General features: G+C 68.9%; 17 protein-coding genes. 4 read left to right on the forward strand and 13 right to left on the reverse strand.

Features of this window, described 5'->3' with window-relative positions; all coding sequences use genetic code 11:
• Window positions 1-64: 64 nt before the first annotated feature.
• The 4 genes from NLF94_RS10735 to NLF94_RS10750 form a co-directional block, all read right to left on the reverse strand.
• Complete coding sequence (locus NLF94_RS10735) at window positions 65-367, reverse strand: DUF8173 domain-containing protein (RefSeq protein WP_254837621.1); 303 nt, start codon at window positions 365-367, stop codon at window positions 65-67.
• A gap of 81 nt (window positions 368-448) precedes the next feature.
• Window positions 449-1702, reverse strand: a complete 1254-nt coding sequence (gene rbcL, locus NLF94_RS10740) for a type III ribulose-bisphosphate carboxylase (protein WP_254837622.1) — start codon at window positions 1700-1702, stop codon at window positions 449-451.
• 196 nt (window positions 1703-1898) lie between these two features.
• A complete protein-coding gene (locus NLF94_RS10745) occupies window positions 1899-2051 on the reverse strand; it encodes a hypothetical protein (RefSeq protein WP_254837623.1) in 153 nt (50 codons plus the stop codon).
• A 36-nt stretch (window positions 2052-2087) separates the two neighbouring features.
• Window positions 2088-2780, reverse strand: a complete 693-nt coding sequence (locus NLF94_RS10750; RefSeq protein WP_254837624.1) for an alpha/beta fold hydrolase — start codon at window positions 2778-2780, stop codon at window positions 2088-2090.
• 82 nt (window positions 2781-2862) lie between these two features.
• Here NLF94_RS10750 and NLF94_RS10755 point away from each other — a divergent pair, with 82 nt between their 5' ends.
• The gene (locus tag NLF94_RS10755) at window positions 2863-5712 is read left to right on the forward strand and encodes a penicillin acylase family protein (RefSeq protein ID WP_254837625.1); all 2850 of its coding nucleotides are present in this window, start codon (window positions 2863-2865) and stop codon (window positions 5710-5712) included.
• On the opposite strand, the gene NLF94_RS10760 is transcribed toward NLF94_RS10755, so the two are convergent.
• The 8 genes from NLF94_RS10760 to NLF94_RS10795 all read right to left on the reverse strand — a co-directional run bounded on the left by NLF94_RS10760 (window position 5695) and on the right by NLF94_RS10795 (window position 11138).
• The gene (locus NLF94_RS10760) at window positions 5695-6477 is read right to left on the reverse strand and encodes an HAD-IIA family hydrolase (RefSeq protein WP_254837626.1); all 783 of its coding nucleotides are present in this window, start codon (window positions 6475-6477) and stop codon (window positions 5695-5697) included. The two genes, NLF94_RS10755 and NLF94_RS10760, sit on opposite strands and share 18 nt — an antisense overlap.
• Before the next feature lie 34 nt (window positions 6478-6511).
• The gene (locus NLF94_RS10765) at window positions 6512-6745 is read right to left on the reverse strand and encodes a CDGSH iron-sulfur domain-containing protein (RefSeq protein WP_254837627.1); all 234 of its coding nucleotides are present in this window, start codon (window positions 6743-6745) and stop codon (window positions 6512-6514) included.
• A gap of 40 nt (window positions 6746-6785) precedes the next feature.
• Window positions 6786-7616 carry a DUF7537 family lipoprotein gene (locus tag NLF94_RS10770; RefSeq protein ID WP_254837628.1) on the reverse strand — a complete coding sequence of 277 codons (831 nt, stop codon included), beginning with the start codon at window positions 7614-7616 and terminating at the stop codon, window positions 6786-6788.
• Window positions 7617-7658: 42 nt separating this feature from the next.
• Window positions 7659-8444, reverse strand: a complete 786-nt coding sequence (locus tag NLF94_RS10775; protein WP_254837629.1) for a DUF7537 family lipoprotein — start codon at window positions 8442-8444, stop codon at window positions 7659-7661.
• Between the two features lie 79 nt (window positions 8445-8523).
• Entirely contained in the window at window positions 8524-10005 is a 1482-nt protein-coding gene (locus tag NLF94_RS10780) for a PH domain-containing protein (protein ID WP_254837630.1), read from the reverse strand.
• A complete protein-coding gene (locus NLF94_RS10785) occupies window positions 10005-10445 on the reverse strand; it encodes a PH domain-containing protein (protein ID WP_434085397.1) in 441 nt (146 codons plus the stop codon). Before NLF94_RS10785 ends, NLF94_RS10780 begins: the two co-directional genes overlap by 1 nt.
• A gap of 179 nt (window positions 10446-10624) precedes the next feature.
• Window positions 10625-10762, reverse strand: a complete 138-nt coding sequence (locus tag NLF94_RS10790) for a hypothetical protein (RefSeq protein ID WP_254837632.1) — start codon at window positions 10760-10762, stop codon at window positions 10625-10627.
• Entirely contained in the window at window positions 10737-11138 is a 402-nt protein-coding gene (locus tag NLF94_RS10795; RefSeq protein ID WP_254837633.1) for a DUF7522 family protein, read from the reverse strand. The genes NLF94_RS10790 and NLF94_RS10795 overlap by 26 nt, the downstream gene beginning before the upstream one ends.
• Window positions 11139-11225: 87 nt before the next feature.
• On the opposite strand from NLF94_RS10795, the gene NLF94_RS10800 reads away from it, so the two are divergent.
• Together NLF94_RS10800 and NLF94_RS10805 are read left to right on the forward strand one after the other, a co-directional pair.
• On the forward strand, window positions 11226-11735 hold the full coding sequence (locus tag NLF94_RS10800; protein ID WP_254837634.1) for a macro domain-containing protein: 510 nt from the start codon (window positions 11226-11228) through the stop codon (window positions 11733-11735).
• Window positions 11736-11816: 81 nt separating this feature from the next.
• The gene (locus NLF94_RS10805) at window positions 11817-12335 is read left to right on the forward strand and encodes a hypothetical protein (protein ID WP_254837635.1); all 519 of its coding nucleotides are present in this window, start codon (window positions 11817-11819) and stop codon (window positions 12333-12335) included.
• On the opposite strand, the gene NLF94_RS10810 is transcribed toward NLF94_RS10805, so the two are convergent.
• The gene (locus NLF94_RS10810) at window positions 12329-12979 is read right to left on the reverse strand and encodes a helix-turn-helix domain-containing protein (protein WP_254837636.1); all 651 of its coding nucleotides are present in this window, start codon (window positions 12977-12979) and stop codon (window positions 12329-12331) included. The two genes, NLF94_RS10805 and NLF94_RS10810, sit on opposite strands and share 7 nt — an antisense overlap.
• A gap of 115 nt (window positions 12980-13094) precedes the next feature.
• Between NLF94_RS10810 and NLF94_RS10815 the strand changes: the two genes are divergently transcribed.
• On the forward strand, window positions 13095-14099 hold the full coding sequence (locus NLF94_RS10815; RefSeq protein WP_254837637.1) for a PGF-CTERM sorting domain-containing protein: 1005 nt from the start codon (window positions 13095-13097) through the stop codon (window positions 14097-14099).
• Window position 14100: the final 1 nt, after the last annotated feature.

Below are 14100 nucleotides of genomic sequence, written 5' to 3' on the forward strand. Positions count from 1 at the left end.
CGTTGGGATTGCAGGCAGGCATTCGACCGTGGACTGTCCCCGCTTTGTCGGCTTCATCCCACGGCTAAAACCGTGGGCTTTCGCCTTGCAGTTCTGTAATGACGAGCACGAGGATCACCAGCCCGAGGAAGACGAGACAGATCAGCCCGTAGAGGAACGATCCCAGCGGTTCCTCGACGACGGTCGCCATCTTCCCGAGGGTGTACTCCTCCGCGACCGCGATCAGGATGGCGCCGACGACGAGCGTCGTCAGAAACGCCCCGACGGCGCTGCCGAGCAGGTTCACCAGCGGGCGGCCGGCCGACGGCGCCGGGTCGGCCGACACCTGGACGAGGAGGGCAAGGTCGATCGATGCGAGGAGCGACATCGTATCCCCGAATCGTCGGCCGCTTCGATAAATCCCGGGGGCAGCCCCGACCGAACCGCCCGCTCCGGCCGGACCGACCCCCTACCGCGGCGTCTCGGTGCCCCACTTCTCGAGGGCGGTCGCCAGTTCGGGCACCGTCTCGGCCCGCGATTCGAGCGACTCGCCGTCGACGTGCGCCTCGACGGCCGCCCGGAGGGCACGGGCCCCGGCCTCGGTGCCGTTGGGGTGGCCGTGGACGCCGCCGCCGGCCTGAACCATCACGTCCGTGCCGAGCGCCGCGAGCAGGTCGTCGACGATGCCGGGATGGAGACCGCCGGAGGCGACCGGCAGGACGTCCCGGAGGCCGTGGAACTCGCCGCGGAGCCACTCGTTGATGCCCGCGGTGTCCTCGTTTTCCAGTTTGCCGAGGCCAGCCGTCCCGGTGTGAATGTGGTCGACGCCGGCCAGGCGGGCGAACTGGGCGAGACAGCGCATCGAGACGCCGTGTTGCGGCAGGCGGTCTAAGGCGGCGTGCATCGCGCGGTGGGCGTGGATGGCCAAATCGAGGTCCTCGGTCCGCCGTCGGACGGTCTGGACGGCGCTCCAGCCCGTCGTGACGACGTCGACCATGACGAACGAGCCGCCCTGGTCGGCGACGTACTCGGCCCTGCGGACCATCTCGTCGGTCTCTGCGGTGACGTTGACGAGGTAGTCCTTCCGCTCGCCGGTCTCGGACTCGGCGCGGTCGCGCATCTCCAGGGACTCGCTCACGCGGCGCTCGAAGGGGTTGAAGTCCTGGTCGGTGAGGTTCTCGTCGTCCTTCAGGAGGTCGAGACCGCCGACCCACGCCTCGTAGCCGACCCGAGCGTGTTCGGCCGTCGAGAGGCCGACCTTCGGTTTCGGCACCGTCGCCAGCGGCGGCCGGTCGCCGGCGTCCAGCAGTTCCGACCGGACCGCCGACCCGAACTGCGGGCCGGGGAACGACCGCGCCAGCCCCGCGGGCCACTCGCAGTCCAGCAGCCGGATGGTCTCGACCGCCTTCATCCCCAGGATGTTGCCCGCGATGCAGGACAGCACCTGCGCCAGACTCCCGTCCTCGAAGAGCGCCTCGGGGTAGGCGACGGTCACCTCGGTCCCGTGGTCGCCCGCCGGCCCGATGTCGCAGGCCACCGCCGAGTACTGTGCGACGTCCGACTCCGGCGCGAGGGTCGCCCAGGTGCCGTTGGAACTCTCGGAGGCGACCCGGGCGGCGGCCTCCCCGACGGAGAGGCCCGCGCCCGGCACGAGGCGGAACGTACAGACGAGGTCCGCCTCGTCGGGTTCGTACGTCTCGTCGAGGAAATCAGCGTACTCCATACCTCGTTCGTTCGTCGTCCCGGCCCTTATATCTCGCCGCCGGACCGGGTCGTCGGGAGGGACGCGGCCGGACGAAGCAGCCGCTATCGGTGGTCGAAACACCGAAAGCGAGGAATCGCTCGTCGAACGGTGCGCGTCTCGGAGCGGCCGATGGCCGCGACCGCCCCGGGGGCCGACGCCGCGTCGGCCCGGATGTTCACGCCTCGTCGCTGGTGTAGCGCCTGTAGCTCATCGCCGACCCGTCGACGATGACCGTATCGAGGCCGTGCTGCCGTTCGTGAGCCGGGTCCTCGCCGATCGCTTCGGTCTCCGCGTCGCCGTAGTCGTATGGTGTGTGATCGTTCACCATGATAGAGGGTCGGAAGCCCTTCTATATAAATCCTTGTCAGACGTTACCATCCGACTCGGTCGCGTCGAGGGCGTCGACGACGACGGCGGTGGCGGCCGTCCGATCCTCGGCGGTGAACGGCTCGTGGCGGCCCTCGTAGAGGTGGACGCGTTCGGGCGGGACCCGCTCGCCGACGCCCTGCAGGCCGACGACGGTGTCCGAAAGCGAGACACAGACGCGTGCGCCGTCGGCTATCGGCGGTAGCTCCGCCTGCGCTCGGCGTATCTCGCGGACGAAGGCCGGCGAGACGCGGTCGGGGACCCGCTCCCAGCCCCGGTCGGTCACCCGTGGGCCGACCTCCTCGCGGTCGAAGTCGATGGGGACCACGGGCGTCTCGATGGGAAGCTTCGAGCCCCACTCGAGCAGACTGCCCCGTATCTTCTCGCCGTAGAACGCCCACCACGGGCTGACGTAGACGACTCGCTCCGGCTGGAGGTGCGCCGCAACGAGTCCGCCCGTGCTGTGGCCGACGACGACCGGCGAGTCGAGTCCGTCCCGGACGTCGGCGACGGGCGCGAGGGACTCCCTCTCGAAGTCGGTGGGGTTCGTCGGCAGTTCCACGAGCGTCACGCGGTAGCCCGCCTCGGCCAGTTGCGTGGCGAACCACCGCTCGTTGGTCCCGTCGACGCGGTTGCCCCACCCCATCACGAACAGCAGGTCGTCGCCGCTCCCGAGTTCGTCCGTCTTCACGTCCCTCGTTCGTGCAGCCGATACATAAAACACCCCTCAGCTACGGGGTACGAAACTTCTACGAAGAGACGCACCCTCGGGTATGAGACGCAGAAGCTTCCTCGGGGCTGCAGGGGCAGCCGCGGGGCTGGTCGGAAGCGGGCAGGTGACTGCAACGACGCTCCAGGGGCAGGAGGACGGACCGCTCGAGGAGGTCGAAATTCTCACCGACGAGTACGGGGTCAGTCACGTCTACGCCGACGACGTGTACTCGCTGGCGTACGGCAACGGCTACGTCCAGGCGCGGGACCGACTCTTCCAGATGGACGCCCTCCGGCTCGTCGGCAGGGGCGAAAGCGCCGAGTGGCTCGGCCCCGCACAGTTGCCCTCCGACATCGAGGTCCGGCGGGACCTCTACAGCCGCGACCGGATAAACCAGCAGTGGGAAGACGCGAGCGAGACCACGAGAGCGGCGCTGCGGGGGTTCAGCGACGGCGTCAACCGGAAGATCGTCGAACGCATCGCCGAGGGGGAGCTTCCGGGGGAGTTCGCCGCGCTCGGTCGCCCCATCGAGCCCTGGAAGCCCGAGGACTCCATCGCGTGGATCAACTACGCGCTGGGCTTCTTCGGCGTCAACGGCGGCGCGGAACTGTCGAACGCCCGGACGCTCGCGGAGATGTTCGAGAACTTCGAGTCCGAGCGGGACGCCTGGGCGGCCTACGACGACCTCAACAACGTCGTCGTCCCCGAGGAACACTACGGGTCGGTGCTGTCCAGCGAGGTCGACGACACCGACGAGCGCGCTCTCGAGTACGACGAACTCTCCGAGGACCAACTCGACGCCATCAGGGCGGCCAGGGACGCGGTTCCGTGGGGCATCGACGAGGGGCTCCCGGTACCGGACGGTCTCACCGAGGGGCTCCGGGAGGCTCGCGGTATGCTCAACGGGTTCAGGTTCGGCTCCAACGCCGTCATCGTCGGCGAGGAACACACCGCAGGCGAGAAACCACTCCTGGGCGCCGGGCCGCAGATGGGGCTGTTCAAGCCACCCATCCCCTACGAGGTCGGGATTCACGGCGCCGGCTTCGACATCGTCGGGATGGGCGTCGTCGCCGCGCCGGCGCTGGTCATCGGTCGGACGCCCGATATCGCCTGGACGGTGACGACCTCCCAGGACGAGATGATAGACACCATCGCGGTCGAACTCGACCCCGAGGACCGACACCGCTACCGCTGGAACGGCGAGTGGCACGAGATGGCCACCCAGCAGGTGCGACACTACACGAACCCCGTCGGCGGCGCGGCCCAGGGCCAGACGAGTCCCGGCGAGTACACGGTCGTCCGCCAGGAGGTCGCCCGCGTCGAACAGGAGGGAACCTCGATGCCGGTCATCGCGTGGAACCCCGAGGAGAACGTCGCCTACTGCCAGCGGATAACGTCCCGGATGGACGAGCTAGACGGCGCCTTCCAGTGGGCCGAGGTTGGCCGCGCCAACAGCATCGACGAGTTCGAATCGTACATCTCGGAGTTCCCGTTCGGGTTCAATTTCCACGTCGTCAGCGACGACGAGATAGCCTACTTCCGGACGGGAAAGCTGCCGGACCGACGGGGAGATGGCGACCCACGGATGCCGAAGCCCCAGGCCGAACACGACTGGGGCGGCTTCGAGTTCGGCACCAGCGTCGCCAGCGTCCGCAACCCCGAGCGGGGTTACGTGGTCAACTGGAACAACGCGCCCGCACCGGGCTGGCGGGCCGGTAGCTCCGAACAGCAGTGGGGCACCGTCCACAGGGTCGACGTGATGGACCGGCTGATCCGGGAGGCCATAGCGCGGACCGGCGGCGAGTTGACCCGTCAGGACGTCGAGGACATCGTCGAGGACTGCAGCGTCGAACACCCCTACGCCCCCCGCTCGGTGCCGGCCATGCTGGAGGCGGTCGCACCGGGGTTCGTCGACGACCAGCTGACGGCGATGGGCGAGGAGCTCGAAACGTGGGCAGCGACGGACTACTCGTTCCGGCCCGGCTCGAACGGCACCTACGACAACGGCGGGATGGCCATCTGGGAGGAAACGCGAAAGGAGCTCCAGGAACTGGTCTTCCGGGACGAACTCGGCGAGCAGACGCCGACGCTGAACTACGACCCGACGAACGCCGACGGGATGGGCGGCGGCGACCCCCACGCCGCCGACCACGGCGCGACCGTAAACGAGGACGTCACGCTGGTGGCCGCCATCGACGGCGACACCGAGTACCGCTGGTTCGGGAGTCCGGGGGACGACGCCGACGGGTCCACGCAAAGCGAGGTGATCCGGAAGGCGATGCAGCGGGCGGCCGACACCCTCGAAGAGCGGTACGGCAGCCCCGACCCCGCCGACTGGCTGCTGGAGAACCGGCAAAGCGAGTTCTCCCCGCTGGGCGCCGCCAACGCCGACCGGGTGCCGATGACGAACCGGTCGAGCTTCCCGCAGTCGTACGTCGTCGGGGAGGGACTGGAAAACGGCGCGTCGCTGCCGCCGAGCAACTCCGGTCACCAGAACGTCGTCGAACTGCTGGGAACGCTGGCGGGCAACGAGCCCGACCGCCTGACGAACCAGCTGGACCTCTACGAAAACTTCGAGTACAAGCCGCTGCCGCTGGCCCGCGAGGGCGTCGAGGAGCGGGCGACCGCACAGGAGACGCTGCGGACCCAAAGCGAGGAAATAGCCGACGCCGGACGGCCGGTGACGGACCTGGCCGTAAAGCTCTTCTCGGTTCCCGGCGGCGGCCTCCGGGCGGTCCGCGACCTCACCGGCCAGCTCGACCGGAGCGTCAACGGCATCCTCGACGACATCGGGGGTGCGGCCGCGACCGACGTCGACTCCGGCGAAGAAGACGAGACGGAAGACGAGACGGAAGACGGTCCCGGCGTGACGATTCCGGGATTCGACGGTCTCTCACTCGGGGAGCGCTGACGGCAGGTCCTCGAGCGAGTCGACGACGTGGTCGGGCGAGACGTCGCTGGTCTCGAGGTCCGCGTCGGTCGTCACGCCGGTCCGGACGAGCACCGTCGTCATGCCGGCCCGCTCGCCGAGCGCGATGTCCGTGTCGAGGCGGTCGCCGGCCACGAAACACCGCTCCGCCGGTACATCGAGTGCGTCGAGAGCGGCCCGCCGAGCCTCCGTCGACGGCTTGCCGATGATTCTGTCGGGCTCTCGTCCGAGGACGCCGCCGACGGCGTTGATGACCGCGCCCGACCCCGGAATCATCCCGCCGTCGGCCGGTATCAGCATGTCGGGGTCCGTACCGTAGAACCTCGCGCCGGCCTCCAGAGCGCGGTAGCCGGCCAGCATGTCGCCGTAGCCGAACTCCCGCGCGTAGGAGACCACGAGCACGTCCGCGTCGGTGGCGTCCGCCACGAAGTCCAGTCCCGCCGTCTCGAACTGGCGTTTCAGGCCGGGCGACCCGATCAGAAACACCGCGTCGTCGGCGTGTTCGTCGGCGAGGAACCGGGTCGTGACCGTCCCCGCCGACAGCACCTCCTCGGGGCGGGCCTCGATACCGAGGGAGTCGAGTCGTTCGACGTACTCCGCCCGCGACTTCGTCGGGTTGTTCGAGAAGAACAGCGTCCGAACGCCGGCTGCCCGGAGTCGCTCGACCGCCGCGCCCGCCCCGGGGAGCAGTCGGTCGCCGCGATAAACCGTCCCGTCCAGGTCCAGCACCGCCCCCTCGTAGTCCATACGGGCCGTAGGTGCTCGGCCCGATTAAGCCCCGCTACTCCTCGGCGAGTTCGATCCCCTCGACGACGCGGCGCTCGTCGTCGCCGTCCGGGTCGTACCGATAGACGACCCCGTCGGTCTCGTCCTCGGTTCGCCTGTGAGAGCCGTCACAGAGGGGCTGTTTCGCCGAAAGTCCGCAGCGACAGACGTACAGTTTCCCGTCGTCGCCCAGGTCGTCGGCGTCGAGAATCGCCGGGTCGGTCGCCTCGTGTCGCACCTCGCGTGCCATACCGGGCGTGAGAGCCGCGGCCCCAAGAGCCTTGACCGTCTCAGCCCTCGGCCGCCCGGTCGTACCACTCGGGGCGGGTCACCGTCTCGGCGTTCACGTCCTCGACGAGGGCGACGGCAGCCAGTTCGGAGCCGTTCTCGGTGACGACGATGTATCGCGCGCCCCGGACGTACCCGTCCTCGTGGACGACGAGCTGGACCGTGAAGCTCGCTATCTCGGCTTCGGTCGCGTTGCCCGGGAGTATCGCGTCGGGGTCGGTGACGTTCTCGCTGCGATAGCGGTGGAGGGTCCCGTTGTCGGTATCGACGGTCTCGGGCGTACCGTACTCGACGTGCTCGAACAGCGGGCCGAGATACTGGCTGCCGGTGAACTGCTCGGGGACGAACTCGGTGTCCGTCGCGTTGTACTGCTCGTCTCCGTCGACCACGAGTCTGAGGTAGAGACGGTCGTTCTCGTAGTACTGGTAGCGGGTCGCGTCGCCGTCGTCACGTATCTCCAGGGCCGTCTCGTTGGCCTGGTCGACCGAGAGGAGGTAGACGAAGGCGTCCTCGGTCCCGTTGCCGGAGCCGACGCCGACGTCGAATCGGAACCGGTAGCTGTCGGCCCCGACGAGCGCGTCGACGTGGGTCCGGGCCGCGGCGTCGGGGTCCTCGATGCCGTCGGGACCGTAGCCGTCGGGGTAGTCGACGTTCGCCGGGTCCTGCGGCGTCGGCGTCGCGGTCGGCGTCGGGGTCGCCGAGGGTGTCGTGGTCGCGGTCGGCGAGGGCGTCGCGGCCGGCGTCTGGTCCTGGTCGAAAGCGGGGAGAGCCGAACAGCCGGCGAGCGACAGCACGACGACGACGGCGACCGTGGCGACGACCCGGCGGTCCATGAGCGGACGTGCCGGCGAGAACCTATAAGAGCTGTGACCGATTCAGGCCTCGTCGACCCACGCGGGGCGCTCGACCGACGTGTCGCCGACCGCCGACAGCGAGTACTCCACCGAGAGCGTCCGTTGCTGGCCGTCGACGGTGTAGGTCATCTCGTAGTCGGCCGACCGGACGACCCCATCGGAGTCGACGGCCATCGTCCCCGAGAACGACGAGATGTTCGCCGAGTCTTGGACGCCGTAGAAGGAGTCGACGCCCTCGCTGCTGGTCTTCTCGTAGACGACGACCGTCGTGCCGTTCCGCTCGACGACCGAGGAGTCGTACGCGGAGATGTTCAACAGTAGCGGGCGAACGGGGTCCAGCGCCGTGACGTTCTCGGCGACGAACGTCCGGTCCTGGGACTGGACACTCGATTGGTTGTTGAACTCCGAGCGCCGGTACCGCGTGTCGCTGTTGCGGTAGACCTCGACCACGCTCGTCGACTGCGGCGTGTCCACGTCGACCCGCTGGTAGTTCTCCTCGGACTCGAAGTCGACGCGGCTCTCGACGTTCACGGCGGTCGTCTCGTTGTTGGCCTCGACCTCGTACGTGTAGGTCCCGGTGAAACTCCCTCCGTCGATGAGCGACGACTGGTGGCTCTCGACGGCCACCGACCCGTCGGTGACGCCGTCGGGACCGTAGCCGTCGGCGTACTCGAACCCGGCGGGGTCGCTCGGGCCGTCCCCGTCGGTCGCGTTGCCGTTGCCGCCACCGTCCAGTACCGCAGAGCAACCGGAGAGCAGCGTCAGAACGACCACGAGCGACACCGCCAGCGTCGAACGCTTCACCATACAGTTCCGTGGTGTCGAGCGGATTAAAAGTGTAGTGGCCCGACCGGACCGGGAGCGTCGGCGACCGCTGGCGGGCGTCTCAGGCGGTCGGCTCGGCCGGTCCCGACTCGATGGATCGGATACGCTCGCGTCGTCGCTGTCGGCGGCGGCGCACGAGCGACTCCTGGAGGCGGTCGGCGACCTCCTCGCGGAGTTCCGCAGCCACGTCGGCGTCGATGTCCAGCGCCCGTGGCTGGCCGCCGGTCAGGCCGCTGGAGCCGGCGGTGTCGACGACAAGCGTCGCCAGCCGCCGGCGTCGCTGGAAGACCGTCCTCGAGTCCACGACGTTCTGGACCCGGTAGTACGGCACGACGGTTATCGTCCGCGTCCAGAATCCCTCCCGGAGGACGACGTACTCCGACTGGACGTCGTAGCCGAGGTTGACCCACTTGAGGTGGGCAGCGACCGGCGCGACCGGGAGGAGAACGCCCGTCCAGTACCAGGCGAAGGGGAGCGCCGTGAAGCGATTGACCGCAAAGACCGCCGCGACGGCGAGAACGGCGACGGCGCCGTACCGGACGACGTACCGCTGACGGGCGCGTTTCGGCGGACGTTCGAAGGAGACGTCGTCGAAGGCCTCCACCGAACCCGCGAGGTCGAACACCCGGTCCCGTTCGGCCAGCGGGATGGCCGACTGCGAGCCGGCGTCGCCGGGCGCGTAGCCGGCCGTCTCGACGGCCAGCGAGGCGTAACCGAGCCGGCGAGCGATGACGTTCTCCGAGATGGAAAGCGTCTGGACCTTCTCCAGCGGGATGGTGCCGCTGAACCGCTGGAGCAGTCCCCGCTCGTAGTGCAGTTCGTCCGAGCGGCGGGACAGCCGGAACCCGTAGTAGTTCGTCACCGCCAGGGCGCCGCTGATGGCGGCCACGGCGGCGACGATGAGGAGGGCCGCGAGCGGCGCCGTCACCGCCAGCCCGACCAGCGGATCGGCGAACCGCTCGCGCAGCGACGGCGCGACGACCGGCAACACGACGGTCACGATGGAGAGCAGCCGGAGGTCGATGCCGACGACGCCCAGGAGGACCAGTTCCTTCGTCGTTATCTCGAAGAGTTCGCGGCTCTCCGGCGCCGTCGCTTCCTCGAGAGACCCCTCCTCGCCGCGCTTCAGGCGACCGATCTCGGCCTGGAGCCGCTCGGCCTCCGCCTCGCTGACGCACTTCAGGGAGGCCTCCGTCGAGGAGCCACCCGCGGTCTCGAGGTTGATCTCCGAGAGCCCGAGCAGCCGCTGGACGACGTTCCGACTGATGTCGACGTTCTGGATGCGGCCGACCGGTATCTCGCGGTTCCGCCGGGAGACGACGCCGGAGGCGATGTCCAGCGAGTCGCCCGTGAGTTCGTACTCGAATCGCTGGTAGTAGACGACCTGATAGCCCAGGGCGACCACGAACCACGCGACGACGAGCAGTGCGGCGCCAGCGACGCCCTCGAACGGCGATCCGATGAAGACGAAGACCAGCACCCAGGCCAGTCGGAGGACGGATTCGCCCGTCCGGTACGGGATCGACAGCGGGTCCAGTTTCATCAGACGGCGTCCTCGCCCTCGGCCGCGATGGCCAGCTGTTTCAGTCGGGCCTGGAGGTCGTCGGCCCGCTCCGGCGACAGCCCCGGAATCGAGACGTCCGCGCCGCGGGAGCCGGCGGTGTAGACGACGGTCGTCGCCAGCCCGAACGCCCGTTCTATCGGCCCCCGGCTCGCGTCGACGTGCTGGATGCGGACGTAGGGAACGACCGTCCGCACGTTGGTGACGACGCCCCGCTCGAGGTACAGCGAGTCCTCCCGGACCTCGTAGGACCACGACCGATACCGCAGCACCGCGAAGACGGCCGAGACGACGAAGACCGCAGCGGCGACGACCACGCCCATCCACGGCGCCCCGACGGGGAGGAAGGCCAGCGCGACCGCGACCAGGCCTCCCAGCACCAGCGACGGGACGACCGCCTGCAGGAGCCAGACCTGCTGGATGGTCGGGTCGAGCGTCCGCCGGGGACCGACGAGTTCCTCGACCGGTGGGGCGGCGTCGGCGCCGTCCGCCGCGCCGTCGTCGACCGGCCGGACCGCCGGGGTCAGCCGTTCGTCGAACGGACCGTCGTCGCCCCGCTCGGTGTCCGTGTCCATTGGGTGTCCCTGTGAGCGCGTGGTATTTAGTTGGCCGCCTCCCGGACCGACGCCCGGTGGACCCGGCCGGCCGTCACGTCGATGGGCGCCGCGAAGTGCAACAGGGGGTCGCCGGCCGGCCGCTGGAACCCGTTGGCCTCAAAACAGGTGCGTCTCGACGACATCGACCAGCGGCGGGACGGGTTCCGCCGGGTCGACTCCCAGGAAGACCCCGGTGGAGCCGGCGTACAGCCGCACCACCTTCACCGAGTCCAGGCAGGTCGTCATGTACTGGACCGATCCGGAGCCGGAAAACAGGACGTCGGTGAAGAGCGCCTTCTCCGCGAAGTCGATGCCGACGTAGTCGAAGATCCGCTCGAAGTGCTCGAACATGGCGTCGTCGGTCGGATACATCTCGTATGTCTCCTCGCCGACGTACAGCACCTCGAAGTCGTCGGGGTCGAACCGGACGACGCTGTACAGCGATCCGTCCGTCCGGCGTCGGAGCGCGTCGATTCCCGGCCCGGGATCGCCGTCGCCCGGACCAGCCGTACCCGGCATATCCGCCACTGGTGGAAGAACAGTGAAAAATCCGAGGGTCGTGTCGATCCGCGAGCCATTTTTGATGGTGGCCGGGCAAGCCCGAGCATGGAGTTCCGAGTGATCCAGGGGGACATCGCGGCACAGTCGGCCGACGCCCTCGTCAACGCGGCCGGGACGAGCCTGGAGATGGGTTCCGGCGTCGCCGGCGCGCTCCGGCGCCGCGGCGGCGAGCAGCTCAACGAGGCGGCGACCGCGCTCGGGCCGGTCGACCTCGGGGCGGTTGCGGTGACGGACGCCTTCGACCTCGAGGCGGAGTACGTCGTCCACGCGGCGGCGATGCCGCACTACGGCGACGGCCGGGCGACCGCCGAGAGCATCCGGACGGCGACCAGAAACGCGCTCGCCGCCGCCGACCAGCGGGGCTGTACCTCGATCGTGATACCGGCGCTGGGCTGCGGCGTCGCCGGCTTCGATCTCGAAGACGGCGCTCGGATCATCGCGGAAACCATCGCCGATTTCGACCCCGAGAGCCTCGAGGACGTCCGCGTCATCGCCTACAGCGACGAGGAGTTCGAGACGATACGGCGAACCGCCGACGACATCCGAAGCGAGTGACGACGGGGTGCAGACTTAAGACCGCCGGCGTACTGCGGCGATACCGTCACGTACATTCGGAACGACCCTATTTTTACGTCCATGAGTCGACCCGCGTACGTCTACGCGCTGGCCATCGTCGGCATCTTCACCGCGCTGGGTGCCGGTCTCGGGCTGGCGGCCAACTTCACGCTCGGGTTCTTCATCGAGCAGTTCGTCGATCCCGGGACCGACCCGCTGGACTCGACGCAGGTCGGTATCATGTTCCTCGTCTCCATCTTCTTCGTCTACGCCGTCGGCCCGATAGCGGCGGGCGTCGCCGGCATCGGCGTCGGGGTGGCGCTCCCGGAGCGGGACGGGACCGCGGCCGTCGTCGCCGGCGTCGGCAGTTTCGTCGGCTTCTTCCTCTTTGCCGGACTCGGGCTGTTTCTCACGGTCTCGGTGCTCGCGGAGTACGGGGCCGGTGCCGGTGGGGGCGGCGGGGGCGGGGGCGGGGGCGGCGGACCCATCGAGCCGTCGGCACTGGGGACGCTGATGTTCCAGGTGAGCCTGCCGGTCGGACTGGTCGGCCTCGCCAGCGCCTACATCACGAGCCGTCTCACCCGACCTCTCGATCAGTGAGCGATCTCCGAGAGCATCCGCGCCTCTATCTTCCGGAGGTGTTCGCCGACCGTCGTCGTCGAGAGGTCGAGGTCGTCGGCGATGTCCTGGTGGGTCGCCTGCCGCGGCACCTCGTAGTAGCCCAGTTCGGTCGCGGTGTCGAGGATCTCCTGCTGGCGGCCGGTCAGCAGCGAGGACAGTTCGCGTAGCTCCGGGTCGTAGTCCGACAGTTGCTGGAGTTCGACCCGTATCTCCTCGGGGACGTCCTCGATGGCACGGCGGACGGTCTCCTCGCGCCCGATGACGGCGACCTTCAGCCCCCCGTCGGGACCGTACTCGATGGGCATATCGAGAACGAACTCGTGTTCCTGTTCGAGTTCCAGGAGGGCAGAGGCCGACTCGGTCGGTTCGGTGTGGACGTACGCCTGCAGACCGTCCCGGAGCGTCGATACGTTGTGGGAGATTACCTCCCCGGAGTCCTCGAGAATCCCCTCGAGCGTCTCTTTGTCCCCGCGTATCTGGGTGAGCAGGACGGCGGTACCGTCGTTGAGGCGACTGATGTGGAGTATCGACTCCCGGGTCAGCGAGGGGTGGGCCTCGATGTCCTCGCCGACCGGGTCGATGTCGCCGCCGGTCGGGATGAGCGAGACTTTGACGTACCGCATCGCCCCACCGTTAGTAGCCGGGGTATAAACCTCCAATGGTCGTTTCGGATATGAAGGGACCGACGATTGACGGCGACAGCCGTAACGGACTGAAGCGACGACGAGTATACAACAGATGAGGCCGAATCGTGGTTTCGTCGCGGCACTCGTGGCGGGGCTGGCGCTGGCGTTGTTGGCCGGTGCGGCCGTGCCCCCCACCGTCGGGGTCGCCGGGGCGAGTCACGGTCCCCAGCAGGCCAACTTCACCGTCGTCCCGCTCGACGACCGCAGTCCCGGCGCCGAGAACGTCAGGTACGGCCAGCAGGTCGTCGCCAGGGGCGGCACCGACCTGCGGACCCTCGAACGGACCACCGCGACCTACGAGGAGGGGAGCTTCAGCAGTTGCGGACCCTCCAACAGCGAGACGTTCGGCATCGACCGCGGGGAGACCCTGGAGGGCTATCAGATCGACGAGAGCCTCCAGTCGAACGTGAAGTCGTTCACCGCCGGGGAGGACGTCTTCCAGGTCGAGTACTACGGCGAGAACGACTTCGGCGGCTCGACGTACTTCGACGACGGCGACGAGTTCATCTCCGTCGCCAACTGCATCGACAACCCCGATCAGCCGGGCTGGTACCGGATAACCGGGACGACCACGGGTGTCACCGAAGGCGGCGAGCGGGCCACCTTCGGCAGCGAGTCCCACTACTTCTGGATCTGTAACTGCGAGAACGAGGCCGCGGCCCGCGAAAAGCTCGGGCCGCCGCCGTCGGAGCCCCAGGCGACGCCGACGCCCACTCCCCGGTCCACCCCCACGACGACCGGTACCGGCAGCGACGGCGGCGATGGCGGCACCCCGGAGCCGCGGTCGACGACCGCCGACCAGACGCCGACCGAGGCGGCGTCGACCGGCCCACAGCCGACCGCGACGAGTCGGACGACCGCGACGCCGACCACGACGCCGATCGAGACGGCCGACAGCGTCTCGACGGTTGCCGACGACGGGGCCGCGACCCCGACCGAGGGGTGGGACGACCACGTCCTGCAGACGCCGACCGCAAGCGAAGGCCCCGGCTTCGGGCCGGTTCCCGCGGTGCTGTCTCTCCTCGGTGCGGTCTACTTAGTCCGGCGGCGGTGCTGAC

The sequence above is a fragment of the Natronomonas marina genome, from assembly GCF_024298905.1.
GTDB classification, from domain to species: Archaea; Halobacteriota; Halobacteria; order Halobacteriales; family Haloarculaceae; genus Natronomonas; species Natronomonas marina.

Coding starts and splice junctions, on each gene's coding strand:
- NLF94_RS10765 (WP_254837627.1), bottom strand. CDS start 6,745: ATGGCACGCGAGGTGCGACACGAGGCGACCGACCCGGCGATTCTCGAC.
- rbcL (WP_254837622.1), bottom strand. CDS start 1,702: ATGGAGTACGCTGATTTCCTCGACGAGACGTACGAACCCGACGAGGCG.
- NLF94_RS10745 (WP_254837623.1), bottom strand. CDS start 2,051: ATGGTGAACGATCACACACCATACGACTACGGCGACGCGGAGACCGAA.
- NLF94_RS10760 (WP_254837626.1), bottom strand. CDS start 6,477: ATGGACTACGAGGGGGCGGTGCTGGACCTGGACGGGACGGTTTATCGC.
- NLF94_RS10770 (WP_254837628.1), bottom strand. CDS start 7,616: ATGGACCGCCGGGTCGTCGCCACGGTCGCCGTCGTCGTCGTGCTGTCG.
- NLF94_RS10780 (WP_254837630.1), bottom strand. CDS start 10,005: ATGAAACTGGACCCGCTGTCGATCCCGTACCGGACGGGCGAATCCGTC.
- NLF94_RS10815 (WP_254837637.1), top strand. CDS start 13,095: ATGAGGCCGAATCGTGGTTTCGTCGCGGCACTCGTGGCGGGGCTGGCG.
- NLF94_RS10775 (WP_254837629.1), bottom strand. CDS start 8,444: ATGGTGAAGCGTTCGACGCTGGCGGTGTCGCTCGTGGTCGTTCTGACG.
- NLF94_RS10810 (WP_254837636.1), bottom strand. CDS start 12,979: ATGCGGTACGTCAAAGTCTCGCTCATCCCGACCGGCGGCGACATCGAC.
- NLF94_RS10735 (WP_254837621.1), bottom strand. CDS start 367: ATGTCGCTCCTCGCATCGATCGACCTTGCCCTCCTCGTCCAGGTGTCG.
- NLF94_RS10800 (WP_254837634.1), top strand. CDS start 11,226: ATGGAGTTCCGAGTGATCCAGGGGGACATCGCGGCACAGTCGGCCGAC.
- NLF94_RS10755 (WP_254837625.1), top strand. CDS start 2,863: ATGAGACGCAGAAGCTTCCTCGGGGCTGCAGGGGCAGCCGCGGGGCTG.
- NLF94_RS10805 (WP_254837635.1), top strand. CDS start 11,817: ATGAGTCGACCCGCGTACGTCTACGCGCTGGCCATCGTCGGCATCTTC.
- NLF94_RS10790 (WP_254837632.1), bottom strand. CDS start 10,762: ATGTCGTCGAGACGCACCTGTTTTGAGGCCAACGGGTTCCAGCGGCCG.
- NLF94_RS10795 (WP_254837633.1), bottom strand. CDS start 11,138: ATGCCGGGTACGGCTGGTCCGGGCGACGGCGATCCCGGGCCGGGAATC.